The organism is Paludisphaera rhizosphaerae (genome assembly GCF_011065895.1).
Taxonomy (GTDB): Bacteria; Planctomycetota; Planctomycetia; order Isosphaerales; family Isosphaeraceae; genus Paludisphaera; species Paludisphaera rhizosphaerae.
Genome location: NZ_JAALCR010000024.1, coordinates 1 through 24,055, shown reverse-complemented (window position 1 = coordinate 24,055; position 24,055 = coordinate 1). Strand labels below are relative to the sequence as shown.

Here is a 24,055-nt window from a genome sequence, read left to right as displayed (position 1 = left end):
CGTCTCATGCCCGACCCGAAGCCCGAGAAGCCTGCTCCCTCCGGTCAGACTCCCGACGTCGACGCCTGCCGTCCCGCCTGCCCAGCGTGCGGCGGGCGGCTCGTCGAGCAGAAGCAGAAGCTGATCTGCTCGCGCTGCCGGACCATCTGCGAAACCTGCTGCGAGGGCGGCCAAGGGTGAGTTGACATGGACGAGACGTCGGTCGCCGACCGCCTGAAGGCGTTGAACCCAGGGAATCCCCAGTACGCTCCAGAGGTCGTCGACGCGCTCCTCGCCGCGGCCGTTGCGGCGGGAGCGAGCGACGTCCACGTCCAACCCATCGAAAATGGGCTGGATGTCCGTTGGCGTGTCGATGGCGTTCTGCAAGCCGTCGCGACGCTTCCGCGTCAAGGAGCGCCGAACGTCGTCGCACGGCTGAAGGTGCTCGCAGAGTTGCTGACCTACCGGACGGACGTCCCTCAGGAGGGGCGGATTCGTCGCCTGCCGGGTCGAGTGGAGATGCGGCTCTCGACCTTCCCGACCCTGCATGGCGAGAAGGCCGTTGTCCGGATCTTCGCCGGTCCGGGTCGTTTCCTCGGCCTCGCAGATCTGGGGCTGCCCGACGAGATTCGCGACAACCTGTCGCGTCTCCTCGACGAAACCTCCGGCGCGATCGTTCTGGCCGGGCCGGCGGGGAGTGGCAAGACGACCACGATCTACGCCTGCCTTCGAGAGATCGCCCGCCGCTCGGAAGGACGGCGGAGCCTGGCGACCCTTGAGGACCCCATCGAATCGGCGATCGACGGCGTCTCCCAATCGCAGGTCGACGCGGCGGCCGGTCTCACCCTCGATGTCGGACTTAGAGCCCTGCTCAGGCAGGATCCGGAGGTTCTGGCCGTCGGTGAGATTCGCGACCGCGCGACCGCTGAGACCACCCTTCAAGCCGCACTCACGGGCCACCTCACCCTGACGACGTTTCACGCCGGCAGCGCCTGCGAGGTCGTCGGTCGACTGCTGGACATGGGGATTGAACCCTACGCCATCCGCAGCGGCCTCCGCGCGGTCGTCGCTCTTCGGCTGGCCCGCCGACTCTGCGCCGAGTGCTCGAAGCCGATCGGCGACCGGGCCGAATTCCTCGGCCTCCCTGTCCGCTCCGCTCGTGCTCCGGTCGGCTGCGCGGCCTGCAAGGGGACCGGCTACAGCGGGCGACTCGTCCTGGCCGAAATGCTGCCGCCGCTCGACGACGATCTGGGTCGCGCCGTGCTCGAACGGGCCGACGTCCGTCGCATGGAAGAATTGGCCGTCGCCGCCGGGATGACCACGCGCTGGGTCCGCGCTCGCGAGGCCGTGGAGCAGGGGAGCACCTCGCCGGCCGAGGTCCGCCGCGTCCTGGGCATGGGCGGCGACCTGCCCATCCCCGACTGAGGGGACACTTTGCCCTCGGACAAAAGTCCGAATTTCGAGTCGCGCCGCTTGACCTCCTGGGACAATTGTGATAGACCTGAATCTGTCACAATTGTCGTAGGCGCGGAGGCGGATTCCGATGGTCGGCGGCGGATCAGACGAGGCGGGCGGTCGGCCGATTACCGTCGAGGAGTTGATCGCTCTCAACGCGGAGATTGCGGCTCTGGTGCGGGCTGGGTCACCGCTCGAGTTCGGGCTGGGTCGATCGGGCAAGGATCTCCCCGGCCGGCTTGGCCAGGTCGCCTCGAAGCTCTCGGCGCGGATGGAACGGGGCCAGACGCTCGTCGAGGCGCTGGACGCGGAGAAGGGGACGATCCCGCCGCTCTACCGCGCCGTGGTCGAGGCCGGGTCGAGGACAGGGAACGTGGCCTCGGCTCTGGAGGGCTTGTCGAAATACCTCCGCGGCTATGCCGAGGCGCGCGACGCGGTGGGTTTGGCGCTCTGGTATCCGCTGCTGGTCGCGACGCTGGCCTACTTCCTGTTTCTTGGGGTGGCCGTCGTCCTGGTTCCCCGATTCGTCTCCGCGTTCGCCCATCTCGGCCTTCCGGCGACGCGTACTCTTGAGATCCTTGATGGAGTCGGGCGCACGGCCTGGGCCTGGTGGCCGATCTGGCCTGTCCTGCTGGTCCTGATTGCGTTCGCCTGGGTTCGCTCGGGGAAGGCGTCATGGTTTGACGCCAGGTCGTGGAACTTCCTGGGCCTCTTTCCCTGGATGCGCTCGCTGGTCCGAGACTATCGGTCGGCGGCGTTCGCCGAGCTTCTGGCCCTGCTGCTGGAGAATCGCATCGGCTATCCCGACGCCGTCACGCTGGCCGCGGAGGCCACGGGGGAGGCCGGGCTGATCGGCGATTCCCACAAGATCGCCGAGGCGATGCGTTCGGGCCGGCCCGCCGATCAGGCGGTGGTGGAAGGCTCGGCCAGCTCGTTCTCGCCGATGCTCCGCTGGGTGCTTGCTCATGGGAGAACCGAGGGTTCCGTCGTCCAGGCGCTTCGCAACCTGGCGCCGATGTATCGCTCGCGGGCCGCACTCAGGGCGGCGAAGCTTCGAACGCTTTTGCCATCGCTAATCGTCGTCTTCGTCGGAGCGACGGCCGCCCTGATCTACGCCCTCACGCTCTTTCTACCCCTCACGGGTCTCCTGAAGGAACTGGCCGGTCCCTGAGGACTCGGCCTATCGTCAACTTCGCCAGTCCGGTAGCCGAGGCCGCGTCCGCCATGAACGAGCCGGGAGAAGACAGATCAAGCGGAGGGAGGTTGACCGCCGAGGAGGCGGTGAGACTCTCCCAGCACGTCGCCGGCGCGGCCGATTCGGGCCTGCCGCTGGGGCCCGGACTGCGAGCACTAGCCGAGGAGACCGACAGCCGCGCCTACCGCGCGGCGCTCCGTGAGCTGGCCGACGCCATCGAGCGCGGCATGCCTCTGGAACAGGCGGTGGAGGCCGAGGCGGCCAAGGTCCCTCCTCACCTTCGGGGGTTGATCAAGGCTGGACTCCGAACCGGAAATCTGGGTGACGTGCTGGGCCGTTTCGCCGCGGTCTCGGGCGTCGGCTCGGAGCTCAAGCGGACCTTCTGGATCGGCCTGGCCTATCCGCTGTTCGCCATCTTCATGGCCGGAGTCCTGTTCGTCCTGGTCGACTTTATGATCGTCGGCAAGTTCGAGCAGATCTTCATGGACTTCGGCGTTCCTCTCCCGATGCTGACGCAATTCCTGCTCCAGTCCTCGCACGCCGTTCGGTTCGCCTGGCCAATCCTGGTCGCGGCGGGGATTGCGGTCCTGGCCCTGTGGAGCCTGCTGGGGCTGACGATGTCGCGGAGCCGCCGCAACAGCCTGTTCTCTCGGCTTCCCGTTGTGGGACCTCTCTGGAGGCTCACCTCGTGGGCAGAGTTCTGTCACCTGCTTGCCATCCTGCTGGAAGCGCATCTGCCGCTGCCGGAGGCCCTGCGATTGACCGGCGACGGCGTGGACGACCATGACATGGCCATCGCCTGTCGCGCCATGGCGAGGAGCGTCGAGGAGGGCGCGACGCTCTCCTACGCGATGACGGGTTTGCCGACCTCCGCACCGAGTAAAGGCCCGTTCGACCATCTCGGGAAGCCGAACGGAGCCCCGGAGGCGCCGCCGTTGGGCGACCTTCTGGACGTGGGCTACGGCCTGAAGACCGTCCGACGAGTCATGCCGGAAGGACTTCCCCGACTCCTGAAGTGGGCTGAGAGCCACGAGTCGATCGCCGAGGTCCTTCACATGGCCGGCGAAACGTTCCAGGCGCGAGCCAGGGCCGAGGCCGGTTGGGGGGGGGCCGTCGTCGGCTTCATGGCGATGGTCTTCGTTTTCTGGGGCGTGTTCATCGTCGTCGTGGGTTTGTTCCTACCGCTGCTGACCCTGATATCCAAGCTTTCGGGCTGAGCCGCCCGTGTCGCCGAACCGGAGGTCGAAACGATGAAAGCCTTGTCCCGCATCGCATCGCTGCAACTCTCGGATGACCTGCTGCCGGCGCGGATCGGCCAGGGCCTTTGTTACCTCGCTGCGCCGGCCGTCCTGATTCTCGCGGTGCGAGCCCTCTCGCGATCGGGGGCGTCCCACGCGGAGATCGTCATCGGCCTGCTGGCTGCCTCCGCCGTTTCGATCGGGCTGACGGTGCTGGGGACGCTCACCGCGCTGGTCGCTGAGCTGCGGAGACGCTGAGATGAGCGCCGAGTACGACATGGGGGGCTCGAATTTGAAGCTTCCGAAGCCCGAGGAGCTTCAGTCGAGCCTGGCCGAATACGAGCCCTGGAAGCTCTGGCACATGATCGTCGCGGTCTTCTTCGCGGCGGTCCTGTTCTGGGCCTTCCTGGTGATCGGCGGCTGGCTGGGCGTGTTGCTCATCATGCTGCTGTTCGCGATATTCATCGGTTGGATCTTCACGACCATCCGGGGGGCCTCCGGCCAGCGTTACTCGTTGCTCTGGATGCTGGCGATCGCCGCCGAACACAAGATGCCGCTGGCGACCACCGTGGAGGCGTTCGCAAACCAGTACCGCGGGCGTTTCCGTCGCCGAGTACTGAAGTTGGCCGTGATGCTGAGCCAGGGCGCTCCTCTGTCGCACGCCCTTCGGTCGATCCGCGGCCTGTCATCGCCCGACGCCAACATCCTGGTCGAGGTCGGCGAGGAAGCGGGACGACTCGCCCCGGCGCTCCGTCGCGCGGCCGCGGTGCACGCGTCGCGATCGACGCTCGGCCAGACCCTGGCGTCGCAGGCCAGCTACTTGCTGGTCGTCTTGATGATGGCCCAAACCATCACGAGCTTCCTGTTGTATTTCATCGTTCCGAAGTTCGAGGCGATATTCAACGATTTCGGCGTGGGACTGCCGGCGACGACCCGGGCGATCATCACGGCCTCGCACTGGGCCGTCCGATTTCTCGTGCCGATCTGGCTTCCGTTGTTGACCCTGACGCTGCTCCTGATGATCCCGATCGCGCTCACGTCCGGCACGATGTTCGAAATGCCGATCCTCGGCCGTCTTTTCCCCCGACGCCACTCCGCGACGATCCTGCGATCGCTCTCGATGTGCGCCGAGTCTGGTCAGCCGATCGAGAAGGGCCTTCATACCCTGGCTGCGCGATACCCGGTCAGCTGGGTTCGTCGAAGGTTGGCTCGGGCTGAGCAGAACGCCCTTCACGGCATGGACTGGCGCGAAGCGTTGAGGCGGGAGAAGCTCATCAATACGACCGATCACGAGGTGCTGGCGACCTCCTCGGCGGTCGGCAATCTCCCCTGGGCCATGAACGACCTGGCTGACGCCATCGATCGGCGTCAGAGACTCAAGATTGCGATGCTCTCCCAGGCGTTCTGGCCCATCGTAATCGTGGCGATCGCGGCGCTCGTGTTGTTCCTGGCCGTCGGTTTTTTCACTCCCCTGGTCACACTGATCGCGAGGCTCTCGGGATGACTGCTTCGAGGAGGCGGTCGACCCGGCGTGGGTCGCTGCTGCTGGAAACGGCGATGTCGGCATTCATGCTGATGCTCGCCATGACGATCGTCGTTCAGGCGATCAGCTCGGTCGCAAACGCCCGACGCAACTGGGACCGTCGCATGATCGCCGCGAACGAGGTCTCGAACCAGGTTGAGCGTCTCGCCGCCAGGCGGTTCGAGGAACTCAAGTCGGGGCCGGTCGACGGTCTGAAGTTGTCCACCGAGGCGCAGGGGCTTCCGTCCGCCGACCTGAAAGCGGAGGTCGTCGCCGCCGACGCGGCGGGCGGCGTCGATTCCAAGCGGATCTCCGTGCAACTCCGCTGGCGCAACGCCGCCGGCGATTGGTCGACGCCGGTTCGGCTGACGACCTGGATTCATCGGCGGAAGGAGGGGGCGTGAGCACTCTCACGTTCTACAGATCGGCCGGCTCGCGACGCGGCGTTTCGCTCGTCGAGTTGATGGTCACGATGGCGGCCGTCGCCGCGATGCTGGGGATCTCGGTCATGCTCCTGGGGCTGACGATGCGACTGGAGACGGACGGCCGCTCCGCGTTCGAGCGGACGGAGACCATCGCCCGCCTCTCGGGTCGGTTCCGCAACGACGTTCATCAGTCCCGCGAGGCTGCCCTCGACGGCCGCGTGCTGCGGCTCGGACGAGTCGAGTACCGCGTGGACGATCACGGCGAATTGACGCGAGCCGTCGTCGTTGAAGGCAAGGATACGGCTCACGAAGCCTACCGGATACCCGGCTCAGCAGGGGCGAGGCTCGCCCTTCGCGAGATCAACGGCCGCCGGTTCGCCGTGCTCTCGGTCGACGTCCAACCGCGGCAGGATCGGGTCGATCCGATCCGTCCGGTCGAGGTTGAGGCGCTCGTCGGCAAGACGGCGGCTTCGGCCCGGAAGGCGGAAGGAGGCAGGCCGTGAACGCCCGATCGAGGCGGTCTCGCCGACGAGGGTTGACGTCGGTCGTCGTGCTGGTCCTGCTGTTCGTCATCTCCCTCGTCGCGGCGTCGCTCGTCCGCGTGAGCGTCGCCTATCACCAGCGGACTCGTTCCCACGAACTGGCGCTCCAGTCTGAGTTGCTCGCGGACGCAGGGCTCGACCGAGCCCTGGCGAAGCTCTCGAGCGACCCCAACTACACCGGCGAGCGCTGGGACGTTCCGGCCGAGGCTTTGGGGGCGGACTCGTCCGGAGGCAAATCGGCCGCTGTGGTGACGATCGAGGTGGTCGGATCGCCCGGCGAAAACCGGAAGAAACTGAAAGTGCAGGCCGACTATCCGCCGGATCCGCCGCGCCGGGTGCGATCGAGCCGGGAAATCATGCTGCCGTGAAAGCCTATTGAGCGATCGAGGAGTTCGACGATGAGAGAACGACCTTTTCATTCACCCGGCCCACCGCGATCGGCGTTTACGCTGATCGAGCTGCTGGTCGTCATCGCCATCATTGCTGTGCTGGTGGCTCTGTTGCTGCCGGCCGTGCAGGCCGCCCGCGAGGCCGCTCGTCGAGTCACCTGCGTCAACAACCTGATGCAGTTGGGCCTGGCCTTGCACAACTACGAGGGTTCCTATGAGACGCTTCCCCCCGGCGTCGTCGACGACGGCAAGGGACCTGTGCTCGACCAGCCCAAGGGGTACGGCTTCAACTGGCTGACGAGGCTGACGCCGTACATGGAAATGAAGAATATCTACAATCACTTCAACCTGAACGTCTCCGTCTACGACGCCACGAACGGAACGACGCGCAGCAAGCTGGTTCAGTCGTTTCTCTGCCCGTCGGACAACACCCTCAAGTGGCGGAACGCTCAGGGGATTCCGGCGACGAACTACGCGGGCGTCCATCACGACGTCGAGGCTCCGATCGCGGCCGACAACAACGGCGTCCTGTTCCTCAATAGCCTGATCCGCTATGAGGAAGTCCCCGACGGCACGAGCCAGACCCTGTTCGTCGGCGAGAAGCGAAACGACGGCATCGACCTGGGCTGGGCCTCGGGCACTCGGGCGAGCCTTCGCAACATGGGGACGTTTCCCAACGCCGCGTCCACTCAGCAGATCTGGACCACGACGGGCCCGATCGATCCAGGAACGTTCATGGCCCAGAACGCGACGGGAGATGCCGCGATGAAGTTCGTCGGCGGTTTCTCCAGCGCCCATCCCGGAGGTTGCAACTTCCTCTTCGGCGACGGCGCCGTGCGGTTCATCAAGTCGTCCATCCAGCACGAGGTCTACCGGTGCCTGGCCAATCGCGCCGACGGCGAGATGCTCAGCGCCGACTCTTACTGACCGGGCGAATTCGGCAGGAGAAGCGTTCCATGAGACGCCGGTCGGGTTTCACCCTGATTGAGATGATCGTCGTGCTGGGGATCATCGCCGTGATCCTCTCGCTGATGCTGTCGGCCTTCCACGCCGGCAACGAGGCGGCTCGACGGATCCAGTGCATGAACAACCTGAAGCAGATCCACCTGGCGCTCAACAGCTATTACGAGACGCATTCGGTTCTCCCCCCCGGAGCGGTCGCCTCGACGCATCCGTTGACGGAGGGGACGGCTGGCCATCGGATCGATTGGATCGGCTCGCTCCTTCCCTTCATGGAACAGTACGGCATCTACCAGACGCTGAACTTCGAAGTGACCGTGGAGCACGCCGCTAACATGACGGCGGCCAATTGCAGGATCAGCGCTCTGGCCTGTCCGGACTCCTACCCGAGGGACGACCCTGCCTATGCCTACTTCCTCGGGCAGCCGCTCACGCCGCGTTCGATCCCGCTGCCCGGTCTGACGAGCTACGTCGGCTGCCACAACGATGTGGAGAAGACGATCGACGTGGACGACCACGGCGTCTTCTTCCTCAACAGCCGGGTCCGAATGGCGGACGTCGCCGACGGCCTCTCGCAGACGTTCTTCGTCGGCGAGGTCGCCGCCCCGACCGCCTCCTGCTTCCTGGCGAGCGGCCGGACCTCGCTGCGAAACACGGGGGCTGCGATCAACGGTGTGGAGGTGGAGGCTCTTGGCGAGTTGGCTCGATCGACGGCGTGGCAATCATCGGCGCAGACGCCCGAGGCCCTGGAGTCGTTACTGAAGGCGGGGACGGTCTCAATCCCCCCGGGTTATGTCGGCGGGTTCGGGAGTCGACATCTGGGGAATGGAGCGATCTTCGCGTTTGGGGACGGGTCGGTGAGGTTCATCCGAGCGTCGATCGAGCAGAGCGTTTACCGCCGGCTGGGGAATCGGAACGACGGGGAGGAGATCGATGACGCTGCGTACTGAGCCCCGCAAGGCGTTCACGCTGGTGGAACTCATGGTGGTGGTCTGCATCATCAGCGTCCTGATCGCGTTGCTGCTGCCCGCCGTGCAGTCGTCGCGCGAGGTCGCGCGACGGGTCCAGTGCACCAACAACCTGTATCAACTGGGCGTGGCTCTCGAGAACTATGCATCAGCGCACCGGGTGTATCCCCCGGGCGTCGTCGACTTCCAGGGACCGATCGACGCCAACCCGGTCGGCTACCGCTTCGGCTGGGCGGCGCAGCTCCTGCCGTTCATGGAGCAGAAGAACATTTATCACAACATCAACTTCACTCTGGGCGTCTACGCCGACGGCAACACCACGGCGACCAAGATGCGGATCAACACCTTCCTCTGCCCGTCCAGCGCGATCTCCAGCGGGGCGAACTACGCGGGGTGCCACAACGACGTGGAGAAGCCGATCGACGTGGACGACCACGGCGTTTTCTTCCTCAACAGTCGAATCGCCCGACGCGACCTTGTCGACGGCCCTGCGTCGACGATTCTGCTGGGCGAAACGCGCTACTCGATGACCTTCGGCACGTGGGCCATGGGGACCACGGCCACCCTCCGCAACGCCGGTTGGGGCGTCAACGACGAACACGCGCCGGACGTCGCGCTGAGGAAGAGCCCAGGGCCGGGAGGACTTTCTCGGGGCGACCGCTTCGACCCGGTCGTCCTCCAGTCGATGATCGACAACGGCGAGCTTTCCTCGGACCTCGTCGGCGGATTTGCATCTCAGCACAACAACGGTGCGAATTTCCTCTTCGGCGACGGCTCCGTCCACTTCCTCAAGGCGCGGATCGACCGTTCGGTCCTCCGCGCCCTCGCCCACCGCTTCGACGGCGAAATCCTCGACGGCGAAGCCTACTGAGCGACCCCCCGAATCGCTATGACGCGATCCTCAATCCGCCGATTCCCCTGCGGATTCGCGCGCAAGCACGGCATCCCGAGCCCCAGATATCGATAGGAGGCGCAACTCCGCCGACGGTCGTTCGCGCGGCCTGGGTACGTCCGAGTGTCTATTGAGGGTCGCGTCGCGATGCGCGAAATCCGACATTCCTCACTGAACACCACCGAAGAGAGACAGCGCAGGGTGCCAAGGTCACGCAAGCGTGGCCACCACACTCGAATTCAACTCTCAACTCGAAAATGGCGTCCGAAGCGGGCTGGTTGTACTCTGCGGAGGGCGTCCGAAAATCGGCCAAAGGAACCCAATTCCCGAAGCCGCAGCGGCGCTGCAATCAGCCTCTCGGAAAAGAGTTGCGACGACAGTACGGGTTCCCTCACGCCGGCGAACCAACCCAATTCGAAGCCAACGGCCTCGTCACTCAACGGTCATCACGCCGTTCATGACCATCCAGTGGCCGGGGAAGCTGCAGAGGTAAGGATACCGACCCAGGGTATCGGGGACTTTGAAGTAGATCGAGGCCTCGTAGGTCGGCTCGACGACGTCGATGTAGAACAGGATGTCGTCGGTTTTGGGGATGTAGCTCCGGATGGCGGCATCGGGCTCGGAGATGACCTTGTTGACGAGGTCACCGACCTTCGCCAGCGTGCCGGGTTTGAGCAGCACCCAGTTGTGCGGGACGACGTCAGGGTTCATGAACCTGAGTCGGATGATCTCGCCGGCCTTCACCTTGATCGCCGGTTTCGTGAAGGTCAGGTTCTTGCCCGCGGAGATATCGACGGTCCGAGCCTTGTCGATCTTGGCGGCCCACGGATTCGCCGGACGCTTGACGTTCAGCGCAGCCATGTCGGCCAGTCGTGGATGCGCCGCGATCGTCTTCGGTTCTGGTCGGTAGCCCTCGAACGACGTGAAGGGCGGCGCCAGCTTGTGGATCGTGGCGAACATCTCCTGCGGGGCTCCACCGCCGATATCCAGTCGCATGTGGAGTGTGTCCACCGGTTGCAGTTCGGGCATCTCCAGGAAGAGCGTTTTGCCGTCCTCGACAATGTGGGCCGATCGGATCGGCAGAACGTCGTGGCCGGGCGTGCCAGGGTGGCGGGTCGAATACTCCTTCGATCCGTAATTCGGGCTGTAACGGTAGTTCCAGACCTGGGCGAAGCACGAGCCCGGCTGAGCCAGCGCGGTCGAGTCGATCGGCAGGTTGAACTTCAGCACGACGCCGTTCTCGACCGCGTGGATCGAACGAGGAACCTGGATCGGATCGCCCGTGTAGCGGAGCCGCTGGAAGCAGCCGTCGAGCGAGGTGTACGTCCCCCAGCCGGCCTGGCCGACGACGTACAACTGGCCGTCGCGGGGGTTGAATCGTCCCCGATGGATGCCCGAAAGGTAATCGCCGGGGATTGGTACGACGGCCCCCTGCGCCTGGCCGTCGACCTCGTCGCGAAGCAGCAGGAACGCGCCGCCGGCCCCGAACGAGAGGTGAACCTGATCCCCCTGGAACGGCCCCCAGCGGTCGCTCGTCACCTCGACCTGTTCGGAGCTGGAGTTGTCGATCCCGCGCGGCAGATAAACCAGAGGCAGGGCGGGGACCTCGCCGTTCCTCGGGCCCTTGTAACCGTAGTGAGAGCCCGGTTTGATCTCGCAGACCTGGGACGTGGGGACCCACTCGCCCTCCGACTGCGGGACCGTCAGGACTCCCGCCTTCGTCAGCCCGATCCCATCCGGATTTCGAAACCCGGTGGCGAGCACTTCAGGGCGACCGCCGTCGGCCGGAATGCGGAGGACGCCTTCCGGCCCGGAGGCCGTGTAGAAGTTGCCGGCGGCGTCTCGTTGAAGCCCGCAGACGAAGTCGTGGCCGGCGGGCGAGGTGAGGTAGGCGTTGTTGATGCAGCGATGGAAGTCGGCCTCGCCGTCGCCGTCGAGGTCCTGCAACTCGGTGATCTGGTCGCGACCGATGACGTACACCTTCCCCTCGGCGATCACGAGCCCCAGCGCCTGGTGCAGGCCAGAGGCGTATCGACGCCAGACGACTTTGGAAAGCTCGTCGTCAATCCCCTCGACGCGCCAGACGTCTCCCTCCATCGTGCACAGGAAGGCGGTGCCGTCCGGGAGAAAATCGAGGCCGCCGAAGAACATCAGCGACTTCCAGGGGTTCTGGAAGGGGGGCTCGATCGTGTCGATCGCGAACGGCTTCGAGGTGCCGCGCCGACCCTTGGTGGTGAGAGCCTCGGGCCATCGCCGGCCGCCGCCTCCCTTCGTAAGTTCGCGAAGGCGATGCGTCGCGGCGGGGCCGGCCTCGCAGACGAACCGACCGGAGTCGTCGACCCATGGGGCGTCCAGCCAGTCCTCGCCGTCGATCGCATACGAGAAGATCACCCGTTTGCCGTGGCGGAAATAGCCCTTGTAGACGAACGGATTCGAGGGCGAGGCGCCTTCAGGCTTCGGGAGCGGCTTACCGTCGAGCATCAGCCCTTCCATGAAGCCGTGCCGAACGCTGGACACCTTCACGAATCCGCCCGACCAGAGAGCCTCATAGCGGAGCGTCTCGGGATTGAAGCACGCGGAAAGCTCGCCCTTGTCGCCGAGGCGGAGGCAGACGGCCTTGGGGATGGTCACGCCGTCACCCCGAAAGACGCCGCCGAGCACCGAGCCCATGTCGGACTCGTTCCAGCGGCCATCGGCCCAGGTGCTCTCGTTCTGGTTGCCCCAGTGGCCCGACTTGCCGCCGTCGAGGCCCTTGTACACCGGCAAGAGTCCAGGCGGATTCGGCATCTTGCGGAAGTGGTCGGCCTCCTTTGCGTAGAAGTCGAAGAGCCGATTTCGGTTCACGAAGTCGCCGGCGTTCGTGTAGTACTCGGGCTGAAGCGGCTTGGTGTCGTACTCGAAGGTCGCCGCCGTGTGGTCGTGGCTTGGGATCGTCAAGGCGGGGGGCGAAGCTCCCGGTGCGCCGAGGGTCAGCAGGAAACTCAGCAGGTCGGAGCGTTCCCGGGGCGACATCGTCGCGGCGATCCCGTCGGGCATGAGCGTGCCGACGGACTTCGATTCCTCGACCTCGGACTTCTTGATGGTGACCACCTTGTCGAGCGCGGCGTCGCGGATCTTGAGGGCGTCGGCCGTCTCGCCGACCTTGTATCCCTGGACGAATCGGCCGTCTTCCAGGCCGTAGGCGAACGCCTCGTAGCCCTGCTTCACCTTGAGCTTGGGCCAGAGGACGGACGCAGCGATCTCCTCGGGGCTGGCGTCTTTCGTCAACGCAGTCAGTTCCGGACCGACGCTCCCGCCCTGATCGCCGACCTTGTGGCAGGAGAAGCAGGTGAATCGAACGTCGGTGAAGACCACGGCCCCTCGCGTGGGGTCGCCCGTCTTGCGGGCCGAGTCGAGCGCCGACGCAACCTCCAACGCCTGCACCGCAGAAAGACCCGCGGCCGCAGCGGCGGGCGACGGAGCGGGGCGCGGCGGGACGACGGTCCGAGGCTTCGGCTTCGGCCCAGGGGCGGCGCCGTCGAGTTGCGGGACGAGCCAGTCGAGACCGTCGAGGTTGTCGCGCAGTCGATCCTCGGCGTCGTCCTGCGTGTGGCCCAGAATGCCGATTGGGCCGGCGTACCCGCTGTCGCGGATGAGGCGAAGGACTTCCACGTCGCGCTCGCCCTGTCCGAGAGGCAGGATCTTGCGACCGACGCGATCGCCGCCGGTGTCCATGCCGTTAATGCTGATTGTGAACAGGTGCGGCTTCATAAGAGGCAGAAGCGACTTCAGACGATCAAGTTGGTCATGCCCGTGGTGAAGGTTGTAGACGATGCCTACGTTCGTCAGGCCGTCCTTCTTGAGGCGTTCGATGATCGCCACCTGATTCTCGGGCTCGCCGAACCACCCTCCGTGACAGTAGAGCCCCACCGAACAGCCGATCTCGTTGGCCGCACGAGCCAATGGCGCCAGCTTGGCGGCGGCCGCCGAGACGCGACGCTCTTGCTCCTCGCCGGCGACCCGATCGACCCCGAGGTCCAGCATCGCCCAAAGCTGGGCCTTCACACCGTGGCGCTTGAGGACGTCCAGGATGCGCCGGGAGTCGTCGTTCAGTTCACCGGGGCACCAGAAGGCGTCGAGCGCGACGCCATGACGCTTGAGGGCCTCGACCTCGGCGTCGAACGTCGGGACGTGTTCGGCCCGCCAGTCATAGGCGAAATGCTTGAAGCCCAGCCGTTCCAACATCGCCGCGCGATCCTCAGGACTCCGCTTCTTGGAGTCGAACGGGACGATGCACCAGGCGATGAGGTTGTTGCGTGCGTAGACGCCGGCGTTCTGCGTGGGCTTCGGCGCGTCGTCCGTCTGCGTCTCCCGATGGAGAACCTGGGCGCGAATGAAGTCTGCCGAAAGCAGCGTGACGATCCCGAGGAACAGGCACCAGACGAGCGTCCGCGAGCGGCGGTCGGGCGAGGTCGTTTTCGGCATGGGCTGGACCCTGGAAGGCGGGGCGGTGGAGGCGTGACGTCGCCTCGGGACGGTGGCTGGTCCCGATCCCAACAGGTTATCGCGGGATTATCCGGTCGGCAATCGTCGCGAGTCGACGAACTGAGGAGTTCAGCCTGGCTCGCGCCAGTAATCAGGGAGTCCCGGTTTGGTCGCCAGGAGGATCTCGAGGATCGCCCGGCGCTCCTCAGCCGTCCGTCGCGCGAAGGCTTTCGAGCGGTCGCGACCGGTGAGCACCTCCCAGAGTCGTCGGTAAGTTCGATCCTTGATCGGCGTGGGGAGGGCGTCGAACGCCTTGGAGTAGATCAGATAGCTGCACGGGTATTTGAACATGCGAGTGTTCAGGTCGAAGTCCCGCAGCGAACGGCCTCGATCATCGCGAGGGCCGCGACTTGTGAAGTCGGCGGCGAAGGTGGAGGTCCCCTCGATGGCGCCCGACAACGGGGCCTCCTCGGTGAAGAGCATGTACCGCACGATCGCCTCGGCGGGGCCGTCGAAGCGTCGGGCCGTCCCTTCGGAGATCGTTCCCTCGGGCTCGCCGAAGGCCCTGTTCATATCCTTCGCATACTGCAGCGCCAGCTTCCCCTGATAGTTGGCGACCGTGAGCAGGTTGTGCATCTTCACCTGATGTTCCAGCACCAGGAGTGCGACGACGTCGCTGTGCGGGGAGAGGTAGGGCTTCAGATCCAGCCGACTGGAGAGGTCGAGCACGTCCGAGGCCGCCTTCGCATTCTTGCGGACGTCGGCCTCGTCCCCGCGAGTCAGAAGGTTCCCCATGTGGGCCTGACCGCTGAGCTTGCCGGTGACGTACCAGCCTCCCCAGCGCTCGCCGAGCGGGCTGTCGTGGGTGCTGGCAAAGCTGCCCGCGCTGAAGACCGGGCGGCCGGAAGGCTCGGTCTTCATCGACCGGACCTGATGGCCTGGCACTTCCTCGGTCCTGCCGGAGAGGTGGCACAACAGGCAGTCGTGCGTTCGGCGCTCGATCGCAGGTTCGGCGCCTTCCTCAGCGTCGGTCAGCGTGTAGAAAACGCCGCCGAGTTGCGGGTCCGACGCCGAGAACTCGATCGCCTCGCCGTGCTGGACGTAGCCGACGTAGACGTCGTCATTGAAGTAGATCGCCCGGGGCGTTTTGGGCGAGATCCGCGACGGTTGAAAGCTGGTCTTGGAGAAGACCAGAACCTGCGACGAAACGGGGACGTCCAGGGCCTTGAGCACCGCGCGAAGGTAGCCTTGCGGTCCTTCCTTCTCAAGAACGACCTTCTTCGATTCGACGAGCGTCTTGAGTTCGGCGACGGGATCGTGAGCCTGAGCGCTCAGGTAGTTGATGGGCTCACGATCATAGGGCAGGTCCGCTCGGGCGGAGATCGCTGTGACCACCAGGCCGGCCGCCATGAATCCTTGCGCCACGACCCGGCGCGCGAGAGAGCATGGGGCCGGCCCCTGGCGGTGTGCACTCAGGTCGACGTCGGCGGCCGGCAGGTCCGAGGTCGACGATGTTCGAGCAGGAGACAGCGGAGCATCCATCGCACGGTCAATCTAGCACACGCTGATGATAAGCCCAAAGCATAAACTTTGCCTGAACTTCATTTTGTGCACCCAGTCGGTTTGCGTTGACAGGAATCGACTGTTGTCGCCTAATCCGATTCCGTCGCATGGATTCGAGGGCGAGGGAGGCGTGGTCGCGATGTCGGCAGGGAATCGCGCGGTGAAATGGGGTGTCCATGCGATCTGGGTGATCGCCGTCGTCTCGGCGCTTCGACTTGGGCTCGGGGCCTTCGACACGAACCCGGAGCATCTGATCGGTCTGGTTGCTTTAACTTACCTCGCGGCCTGGGGGCCGTTCTTCGTCTTCTCCAGGCACGGAACGGGCGGGACGCTCGCCCGCTTCGCCCTCTGCACCGGGGTCGTGGGACTGATCCTGACCGCCGTCGAGTTGCCGGCCTACTTCGGCTTGATCGATTATCGAGTCGTCTTCGCCACGCCGACGCCGTCCTGGCTGCGAACGGGCAACGCCCCCGATGCCGATTTGATTTATGTCCGTGAGCCTCATGAGGAGACGAGATTCCGCTACGATGGGTCCGAACTCTACGGTCTTCGCGGCGCGACACCCTGGCGGCGGTACGTCTGCGAACTCTCCACCGACGAGCACGGCTTCCGCAACCCCGTCGACTTCGAACGCGCTGACGTCGTTGTGATTGGGGACTCGATCATCGAGGGTCTGCACGTCGCCGCCAAGCAGTTGATGACGGCCAGGTTGGCGGAGCTCACGGGGAGGAGCGTCGCGAATCTGGGGCGCACGGGCTACGGCCCGCAGCAGGAAGCCGTCGTCGCACAGCGGTTCGCGATTCCCCTCAAGCCTGACGTCTGCGTCTGGGCATTCTACGAGGGGAACGATCTCCAGGATCTCCACGAGTACGACGCGAATCGAAAGAGCGCCCAGCACGTCCTCGATCACCCTCGCGGTGCGGCGACGTACGGCCGCAGCTTCGTGCGAAACGGGTCAGGATTCCTGCTTAGAAACGTCATTCACCCCAGCCCGACTCGGTCGGCCGAGGCGCACGCGGGGCTGTTCGTCACGGCCGGCGGACAGGAGGTCCGCATGTACTTCGACACCGGCGTTCAGCACGGTTCGGGGGGGCCAGAATTCCCGAGGGGGAATTCGGAGGAGGTCGGGCGAGTGCAGACGATCCTGTCCGGCGTCAGCGACCTCTGCCGCGAGAACGGCGTCGCTCTCGTCGTCGCCTTCGTGCCTGCCAAGCTGAGGATCTATCGCGACCTCTGTCGCTTCCAGGCCGATTCTCCCTGCCCGGCCTGGCCGTTCGACGAGCTTCCCAAAGACTTCCGCAGCCTGGTGGAGAAGCTAGGACCGGATGTGGTCTTCGTCGACCTCACGACGCCCATGCGTCGGGCGGCTGAGGGAGGAAAGCTCGTCTATCTTCCCGACGACGTCCACTGGTCCGAGGAAGGTCATCAGGTCGCCGCCGAGGCGCTCGCCTCCGTGCTGGCGAGTCGCCTCGGAACGGTTCGCGATCAGGTCGCGGGCGAGGTCAGGCGATCGTCGTCCCCGGCACGATGAACGTCCGGGTCATGAGCTTGCGGAGCAGCATGATTTCGCCGGTGTGCCGCGATTCGTCCTGCATGGCGATCAGCAGCGTACGACGCGTCGAGCGTTCCGGCTTGCCGGGATCGGCCGTGTCGAGCTTCTCCGGTGTGAGCGCCGCATAGGCCTCGCGGAGTCGGCGATGTTGCTCGGAGAGGGCGGACGCCACGATCGACAGCGGCGGCCAGTCTTCGGGATGCGTGTGCGCGGGGTTGCTTTCCCAACTGAACATCTTCTGCCAGCCCGCGGGAAGATTCGGCGTCAGGTGGAGAGTCCGCGAAGCCAGGAATTCCGCCACCACATAATTATGACCTGCGTGCCACAAGCACGAATTATGCAGGTTGGGAGGCGCCCATCTTGCGTGTACGTCGTCCAGGCCCTTCAGCACGTCCAGGGTCTTGGCGCGAACGTCGTCCCACAGGGTCAGCAGCGTTTGGTCAGACATGATCATTCCCGACTCCCGGAGCGGTCCGGGAGGCGGCTCCTGAAGAGAATCGTCGGGCAGTCGCGGACCCCAACGGGTCGTCGCGGTTTCCGAGATATCTCTAGAGTCGGCCCGAGGGACCTCCGTGACAAGTCCTTTCCCCCCTGGCGCGCGTAGCCAGCCCTTGCCAAATCAGCGTCTTGCTCTACCATAATCTGAACAAATGTCGGGTGAATGAGCCGGATTTTTCTTGCGGGACCATCGGGCGGGTCGTGATGATTTGTAGGAACGACGCGCCGGCGCAGGATGCGCGGTTCGATCTCGACTGACGTCGCGGAGGACCGGGTCGCACCGGATTTCAGACGATGAAAGCACGTAAGTCGCCTTCGGGAAAGGGTCGCGGGCACGCGATCGGTGCCGGCGTCGCAGTCGCCGAGGAGCCGATCATCCTCGACTTCGTCGAGAGTCGGATTGGGGCGTTCAACGACAGGATGGGGGGCGGCGTCGGCGTGCGGAAGGACCGGCACGGTTACACGCTGTTTCGCGACGACTGCGGCGAACCGATCGCCCGGCTTCGTCCCAGGCCTGACGGCCGCTTCGCCGTCCTGTACTGGAGCGTCTTCCACGAACGCTGGCGGACGATCGGCGACTTCGGCGACGTCATCCTCGGTCTGGACGACGCGTTGGAGTACATCGCCAAGGACCCCATGAACTGCTTCTGGCGCTGACCGTTCAGGAGCCGTTCTGCGAGGGGGGCAGGTAGGTCGACGCAAGCTCACGAAACCGTGCGACTTGATCGACCTGCCAGCCGGAGTCACGGCCAAGTTCCCCGGCCATGAGCTCGGCGACCCGAGGTGCCGCGGCGATGCAGGCGCGGGCGTCCAGGAACAGCGAACGGGTCCGGCGGGCGAGCAGGTCCTCCACGGTTCGCGCGGCCTCGTGTCGAACGCCCCAGATGACCTCGGCCTCGATGTACGGCAGCGATTCGTGCAACCTTCGCCCGAGCTGGGGCGAGGACGCAACAAGGGACTGGATCTCGGACGACTCCGAGCCGTAAATCGCGAGCGTTTCGTCGATTGGGGCCGGTCGATCGGTCCAGCCGTGGAGTTTGAGCGACTCCGTGGAGCATGTCTTGACGGGGAGTCCGCCGATCTCGATGGCGTGGTCGACGGCGTCGCGGCCCATCACGCGATAAGTCGTCCACTTGCCCCCGGTGATCGTGATCAGGCCCGAATCGGAGACGACGACGGCGTGCTCACGGGAGAGCTTCTTGGTCTGTCCGCCTCGGCCTACGTCAGAATTGATGAGCGGACGAAGGCCGGCGAACTGGCTTCGCACGTCGGCCTCGGACGGGGCTTTGGTCAGATAGCGGTCCGCGTGTTCCAGGAGGAACTCCAACTCCTCGGCGAGCGGTCGTGGCTCTCGAGGGATGTCGGAGAGCGGTACGTCGGTTGTCCCAATCAGTGCGCGGTCGTGCCAGGGGATGGCGAACAGGACTCGGCCGTCATCCGTTTTGGGGATCATGATCGCCGCGTCGCCAGGCAGGAACGACCGATCCAGGACGATGTGCGCCCCCTGACTGGGAGCGAGGAGCGCAGAGGCGTCAGGCTGGTCGAGCCGCCGAACGGCGTCAGCGTAGACGCCCGTCGCGTTGACGACCGCCTTGGAGCGGACCTCGAACTCCTCGCCTGTCTCGGCGTCCCGCGCCCTGACTCCGGCCGTTCTGCCCAGTTCCTTGATCATCCCGACGACGGCGACGTGATTCAGGACCGAGGCTCCGAGATCAGCCGCGGTTCGGGCCAGCGTCACGGCAAGCCGGGCGTCGTCGAACTGGCCGTCGGTGTAGAGGATGCCGCCGCGCAGGCCTTCATCGCGGACCGTGGGGACGCGCTTCAGCACATCCTTCCGTGACAGCCATTGCGAGCGCCCCAGGCTGAGTCGGCCCGCGAGACGGTCGTAGAGCCACAACCCAACACCGTAGAAAGGCAACTGCGTGTAGCGATAGGCCGGGACGATGAAATCCCGCGAGTGAACGAGATGCGGTGCATTCCTGATGAGCAGCCCTCGCTCGTGAAGAGCCTCTCGAACGAGGGGGACGTTTCCCTGGGCGAGATACCGAACGCCGCCGTGGACCAGCTTCGTGCTTCTGCTGGAGGTGCCGTGGGCGAAATCGAGAGCCTCAAGCACGAGAGTTCGATACCCGCGTGAAGCCGCGTCGACGGCTGCTCCCAGCCCGGTCGCCCCCCCGCCGATGATGACGACGTCCCATGTCTCCCTGGCGCGGAGCCGATCCAGGTTTTCCGTTCGCGAGAGCGTGTTCGGCGACATAACCTTCCTGACCATCCTCGTTCCAGCCGCGGCCGTCGTCGTGACGTTCGCCGAGACCACTTCCCCAAACAGATTGTCGGTTGCCGGCGTCCCGATTTCCAGCCGCCTTGAACGACGAATCCCTTTGAGCGGAATCCCTAAAGTTCGAACCTCAGATGGCCGAGAGTCGCGATTGACCGAGCCGTCGCACCGACGTATGATCCGCGCCGCACCGGCCGGGACGGCTGGAGCAAGCCGCATGGATGGACTTTGAGGAAGCCGAAACGGAGGTCGACGCATGGGTGTCTCACTGGAAAGTCTGGCCTTGGCTCTCGCCGCGATGGGCCTGGGCGCTCCGATGGAAGATCCCAAGCCCGAAATCACGTACCGGTTCCGCACCGTCGAAGTTCGCGGCCTCGCCTGGCGCGATGCGGGAATCGGGCTCAAGCCGGTCGCCCAGCACAACGCCGTCAGCGTCTGGACCTGCCCAGACGACTTCATCGACCGCCTTCCTGCCGAAGCTCACGCCGCAGCCGAGGCTCCCTCGGCCGTCAAGGGACTGGCGCAGACCCCTGTCCACCTGGCGTCGAGCCGCAACCAGCAGTTCGTGACGCGGGTCGTCTACAAGGGCAAGGCGAAGTCACCACAGCCGGTCGTGGAGAGTGTCCGCGAGGGTGTCACGGCCACGGTTGTTGGCCGGAAGATCGACCAGGGCGTGTTGACCCAACTCGTGATCGACGATGTCGACGTCCGGAGCGTCCACACTCTGAAGCCGGCGAACCACGTCAAGCAGGTCCGAGCGGAGGTCGAGACGCCCGCGTCGGAGCCCTGCCCCTACATGGCGCGTCAGGCTGCCGAGGAGCGGACGTCGGTGGTTGCCGTCTCTGTGACGGCCTCCATGGAAGCCGACCCAAAGGCGACCTGGCAGCCGAGCACGGCGGCTGAAGCTCACGGCGATTGCAAGGACAAGGCCGAGTGCTGCCAGGCCGAGACCAGGGCCGTTGCCGCGAAGTCCGACGCCGCGGCCGCCCGCGCCGCCTGGTTCGCTGAGGGAAAGCTGCAGATTCCCGAAATCGGTCGAGCCTCCGCGGCCGGCGAATGGCTCATCCCCGACGGTGAGGTTCTCGTCATCGGCTTCGGCCCGCACACGATCGCCGACGCCGACGGCAAGGCGGTCGTCCGCGAGCATCTTGTCGTCGTCTCCGCCGAGGTTGACGACGAAGAATCGCCGATCGTCGTTCCGGATCGGGTGCGTCCAGAGGAGCCCAAGGCGGACTCCGCGCCCCCCGCACCGATCGAGACGCCTCGCACGGCGGTCAAGCTTCCCGAACTTCCCGGCCGCACGCTTCCCCAGGGCGTACATCCGGACGGCACTCCCGCGGCGCTCCCCACGCTCCCCGAGGACGAGGAACCGGTCGATGCCGCCGACGAGTCCGACGAAACCCGCGCCACTCCTCAGAGTCGCAAGAAGCCCTCGCCGCAAATGCAGCCCTCGGCCTCGCCGGCCGAGAGCGAACCCAAGTCGGACGCGAAGGCTCTCAAGTCCTCGTTCAGCCTCCCCGCGCTGAAGAGCCTTCCCAACTTCCCGCCGTTGAACAGCCTGGTGAACTCGGGAGTTTTCCCGATCCCCTTCCACGGAGCCCAGTTCCTGGTGCCCCTCAAGCCGCTGGCTCTCAAGCTGCCGTTCAACCAGAAGCTCGAGTTTGAACTCGTCGGTCGCGTCGTCACCGACCCCGAGGCGGCCGGCCGACTCTTCGTCGAGAACTGAAACGGTTGGCGGCAATCGACCTTCACGAGGCCGTCGGAGACGCGTATCCCACGCGAACCTCCGGCGGCCTTGTTGCGTCTTGAGCCTTGTGGCTCGTCCCATCGCCTGGTCAGCCAACCCCCTCCCATGCACGATCGAGGAAGAGCCTTCCGTCGCCGCCAGGCCAGACGCGCTCGACGTCGGGGCGCTCGTATCGCCGGTCTGCTGGGAATTGACGGCTTCGGACCTCGGCCTGCCCTCGCTTACTCGGTCGACCGCAAGCCGTGTTCATGCTGGATGTGCGGCAACCCTCGCAGGTGGTTCGGCGATCGAAACATCCAGGAATCACGATACGACGCTCGATCGCTGATCGAGCCTCTTGACTGAGCGGGGAACCCCAAAACGAAACAGGCCGGCCCAGCCGGCCGGCCTTGTCGTCTCTCAAGAGAGGGCTCTCGAATCGTGCTCGCGTTCGAGAGACTTGGTGGGAGTGGGCGATACAGGATTCGAACCTGTGACCTCATGCGTGTCGAACTGTTCAGGCGTCGCCCGTCCCGGGTCTGCTTCGGTCGGTAACTCCATTGGTGAAGCCAGATTATAGCAAATCCCCGGTTCGCGTCAATCCGCCGCAAACGCCCCCGTTTGACATCACTACCGGGTCGTAATGGTGGAAAACCGGTAGTCTACCGGGCATGTACATGCCGATGTGTTGATCGATTTTCGCGCACAAAACCAGCCGGTCTCGCTACGAAGATGGAGTACTGGCCGTCGGAAGACGAGCGATCAAATCTCAGATTTGAATCGCCCTGTGAATCCGCGCCCCGTTTCGCAGTAGAGGCGGAAGCGCCGGCCGCAATGATGGCAAGCGAGTCGAAAATCGATGTGGCCGTCTTGGGTCGGAGGACCGTCTGCGGCGTCGAGGATCCCCGGTTCGACTCCATCGCGGTAGATTTTCAACAGCAGTCTGTTCAGTTGAGCGGCTGACGTAAGGTCTACGACCCGAGTGAAGACGGTGCATCGTCCGCAAGTCGAGTCGTCATATCGATCCTTTAATTCCGGCGTCGTAGTCACCATGGCATACCAAAGGGCCATATCCGCCGCGCGAACGCACGCAGCCGCCCCTTCGACCTGGCGACGTCGGCCTCGATCGCGAACCCCTCCAGGGATTTGCGAACCTCGCATTCAGGCGCGGGGGCGTCGGCTTCTCCACGCGCCCTGGTCAGAGTAAGCCAAATGCGGTTCGCCTGGAGCCGCGCCGCCTGTAGGAGCTTTAAATCGTCGAACCGGGGACCCGATCCGCCGGCCTCAACGAACTGCCGCTTGTACGCAGTATAGGCGGCAGCCGTCACCCGGCGATCGTTCGCAACCGAGTCGGTTTCGACCTCCGGAGCCCCAGGATCATCGCACCAACGGTCCAGGTCGTTGGCGTCTCCTCTCAAACCGGCCTCACAACGAGCGAAGTCGCCCGGACCTCCGCGATCGGGGTCTGTGCTCATCGGTTCAAAACCGGCGTCGTCCGGCGGTCTCGGATTCGCGTCCATGACTCAGAATCCTCCTAGGTTCGTCCTGACGGCAGAACGCACGTTCGTCGCGGTTCGCTTCCGCCGTCGATCAAATTATATCAAAAATCAAAAATGTAAGATACATAAAATATCTTGTATGAACTAATGCGATTTCGTCCGCGCGTACAGCTGGCTGGGTCCGTCGACGATGACGAACCCAGCCCGCATGCATTCTTTGAGTAGATGGACGAAACATCCGATGGACGATGTTGTAAGGGGTGAACCTCAGATCATCCCGCCGCACACTCGATCAGAGCAGACGCCAGCTTTCGGCCCTTCGGGGTGATCGAGTAAATCCACGAATCACCCGATCGCTGTAGTTCGATTAGTTCCGTGAGTCTGAGCCCGCTGAAGTGGCTGGACATCGCCGCGCAATTCGCCTTGGTGGCTGCGATTATCTGGCGGGACGTCATCGGTCCCGCGCTGAGGGCGATTAAGATGCGAACCTTCATCTCGCTTGCCGTTATGCGAGTGAAGTCGATCACTCGGCCGACTGAGACGTCGGGAAGCTCGGCAACCTCTTCGTGGACGGCCTGAGAGGGCTCAGGGACGCTTGCGGCTTCGACCTGGACGTCGATCCCCTGGGCGGCTTCAGCGATCAACAGCGTGCGGTAGACGGCTTCCCAGAGGGAGCGTCCCCGGCGTGTCAGGGCGTAGACCCCATGCCGCCCCGCTTGGCGACGACCGACGACCTGGTCGCGACGGAGACGCTTCAGCAGGCGAAGGCATGCGGCGTTGTCGAGCCCCGTCCCTTCGACGACGTCCCGGAATCGCGGCCGGTCGTTCGACAGGCAGACCAGGACGCGGACGGCGTCCCGATCCGACAGGACCCATGCATCAGTCCTCTTTGCGACCCCGGCCTTTCGTG

Annotated in this window: 20 protein-coding genes; 15 read left to right on the top strand and 5 right to left on the bottom strand. The window is 65.0% G+C overall.

The window, feature by feature from the left end:
* Positions 1–6 precede the first annotated feature (6 nt).
* The 12 genes from G5C50_RS24785 (at position 7) to G5C50_RS24730 (ending at position 9,544) form a co-directional block, all read left to right on the top strand.
* Positions 7–180 (top strand): hypothetical protein, encoded by a 174-nt coding sequence (locus G5C50_RS24785; RefSeq protein WP_165073658.1) that lies wholly within the window; start codon positions 7–9, stop codon positions 178–180.
* A gap of 6 nt (positions 181–186) precedes the next feature.
* Positions 187–1,404, top strand: a complete 1,218-nt coding sequence (locus G5C50_RS24780) for a GspE/PulE family protein (RefSeq protein WP_165073657.1) — start codon at positions 187–189, stop codon at positions 1,402–1,404.
* Between the two features lie 118 nt (positions 1,405–1,522).
* Complete coding sequence (locus tag G5C50_RS24775; RefSeq protein WP_165073656.1) at positions 1,523–2,605, top strand: type II secretion system F family protein; 1,083 nt, start codon at positions 1,523–1,525, stop codon at positions 2,603–2,605.
* A 110-nt stretch (positions 2,606–2,715) separates the two neighbouring features.
* On the top strand, positions 2,716–3,846 hold the full coding sequence (locus G5C50_RS24770; protein ID WP_206107842.1) for a type II secretion system F family protein: 1,131 nt from the start codon (positions 2,716–2,718) through the stop codon (positions 3,844–3,846).
* Between the two features lie 33 nt (positions 3,847–3,879).
* A complete protein-coding gene (locus tag G5C50_RS24765) occupies positions 3,880–4,125 on the top strand; it encodes a hypothetical protein (RefSeq protein ID WP_165073654.1) in 246 nt (81 codons plus the stop codon).
* Between the two features lies 1 nt (position 4,126).
* Positions 4,127–5,371 (top strand): type II secretion system F family protein, encoded by a 1,245-nt coding sequence (locus G5C50_RS24760; protein ID WP_165073653.1) that lies wholly within the window; start codon positions 4,127–4,129, stop codon positions 5,369–5,371.
* Positions 5,368–5,793 (top strand): hypothetical protein, encoded by a 426-nt coding sequence (locus tag G5C50_RS24755; RefSeq protein WP_165073652.1) that lies wholly within the window; start codon positions 5,368–5,370, stop codon positions 5,791–5,793. Before G5C50_RS24760 ends, G5C50_RS24755 begins: the two co-directional genes overlap by 4 nt.
* Positions 5,790–6,317: a PulJ/GspJ family protein gene (locus G5C50_RS24750; RefSeq protein ID WP_165073651.1), complete on the top strand. Its 528-nt coding sequence runs from the start codon at positions 5,790–5,792 to the stop codon at positions 6,315–6,317. The genes G5C50_RS24755 and G5C50_RS24750 overlap by 4 nt, the downstream gene beginning before the upstream one ends.
* Positions 6,314–6,724 (top strand): hypothetical protein, encoded by a 411-nt coding sequence (locus tag G5C50_RS24745; protein WP_165073650.1) that lies wholly within the window; start codon positions 6,314–6,316, stop codon positions 6,722–6,724. The genes G5C50_RS24750 and G5C50_RS24745 overlap by 4 nt, the downstream gene beginning before the upstream one ends.
* A gap of 30 nt (positions 6,725–6,754) precedes the next feature.
* Positions 6,755–7,672, top strand: coding sequence for a DUF1559 family PulG-like putative transporter (locus G5C50_RS24740; protein WP_165073649.1), 918 nt, complete (start codon positions 6,755–6,757; stop codon positions 7,670–7,672).
* Between the two features lie 29 nt (positions 7,673–7,701).
* On the top strand, positions 7,702–8,655 hold the full coding sequence (locus G5C50_RS24735) for a DUF1559 domain-containing protein (RefSeq protein WP_165073727.1): 954 nt from the start codon (positions 7,702–7,704) through the stop codon (positions 8,653–8,655).
* Positions 8,639–9,544, top strand: a complete 906-nt coding sequence (locus G5C50_RS24730) for a DUF1559 family PulG-like putative transporter (protein ID WP_165073648.1) — start codon at positions 8,639–8,641, stop codon at positions 9,542–9,544. The genes G5C50_RS24735 and G5C50_RS24730 overlap by 17 nt, the downstream gene beginning before the upstream one ends.
* Before the next feature lie 453 nt (positions 9,545–9,997).
* Here the strand turns inward: G5C50_RS24730 and G5C50_RS24725 are convergent, their stop codons facing one another.
* Together G5C50_RS24725 and G5C50_RS24720 are read right to left on the bottom strand one after the other, a co-directional pair.
* The gene (locus tag G5C50_RS24725) at positions 9,998–14,029 is read right to left on the bottom strand and encodes a DUF6797 domain-containing protein (protein ID WP_165073647.1); all 4,032 of its coding nucleotides are present in this window, start codon (positions 14,027–14,029) and stop codon (positions 9,998–10,000) included.
* Positions 14,030–14,158: 129 nt separating this feature from the next.
* A complete protein-coding gene (locus G5C50_RS24720) occupies positions 14,159–15,454 on the bottom strand; it encodes a hypothetical protein (protein ID WP_165073646.1) in 1,296 nt (431 codons plus the stop codon).
* Between the two features lie 835 nt (positions 15,455–16,289).
* Here G5C50_RS24720 and G5C50_RS33315 point away from each other — a divergent pair.
* Positions 16,290–17,123 carry an alginate O-acetyltransferase AlgX-related protein gene (locus G5C50_RS33315; RefSeq protein ID WP_407673590.1) on the top strand — a complete coding sequence of 278 codons (834 nt, stop codon included), beginning with the start codon at positions 16,290–16,292 and terminating at the stop codon, positions 17,121–17,123.
* On the opposite strand, the gene G5C50_RS24710 is transcribed toward G5C50_RS33315, so the two are convergent.
* Positions 17,095–17,592: a DinB family protein gene (locus G5C50_RS24710; protein ID WP_165073644.1), complete on the bottom strand. Its 498-nt coding sequence runs from the start codon at positions 17,590–17,592 to the stop codon at positions 17,095–17,097. The two genes, G5C50_RS33315 and G5C50_RS24710, sit on opposite strands and share 29 nt — an antisense overlap.
* Positions 17,593–17,936: 344 nt before the next feature.
* Between G5C50_RS24710 and G5C50_RS24705 the strand changes: the two genes are divergently transcribed.
* Positions 17,937–18,299 carry a DUF3024 domain-containing protein gene (locus G5C50_RS24705; protein WP_165073642.1) on the top strand — a complete coding sequence of 121 codons (363 nt, stop codon included), beginning with the start codon at positions 17,937–17,939 and terminating at the stop codon, positions 18,297–18,299.
* Positions 18,300–18,303: 4 nt separating this feature from the next.
* Here G5C50_RS24705 and G5C50_RS24700 read toward each other — a convergent pair whose 3' ends face one another.
* Positions 18,304–19,914: a glycerol-3-phosphate dehydrogenase/oxidase gene (locus G5C50_RS24700; protein WP_206107841.1), complete on the bottom strand. Its 1,611-nt coding sequence runs from the start codon at positions 19,912–19,914 to the stop codon at positions 18,304–18,306.
* Between the two features lie 262 nt (positions 19,915–20,176).
* Between G5C50_RS24700 and G5C50_RS24695 the strand changes: the two genes are divergently transcribed.
* Positions 20,177–21,646, top strand: a complete 1,470-nt coding sequence (locus G5C50_RS24695; protein ID WP_165073643.1) for a hypothetical protein — start codon at positions 20,177–20,179, stop codon at positions 21,644–21,646.
* Between the two features lie 1,771 nt (positions 21,647–23,417).
* On the opposite strand, the gene G5C50_RS24690 is transcribed toward G5C50_RS24695, so the two are convergent.
* On the bottom strand, positions 23,418–24,055 hold a 638-nt coding region (locus G5C50_RS24690; RefSeq protein WP_206107840.1), incomplete at its 5' end, for a helix-turn-helix domain-containing protein.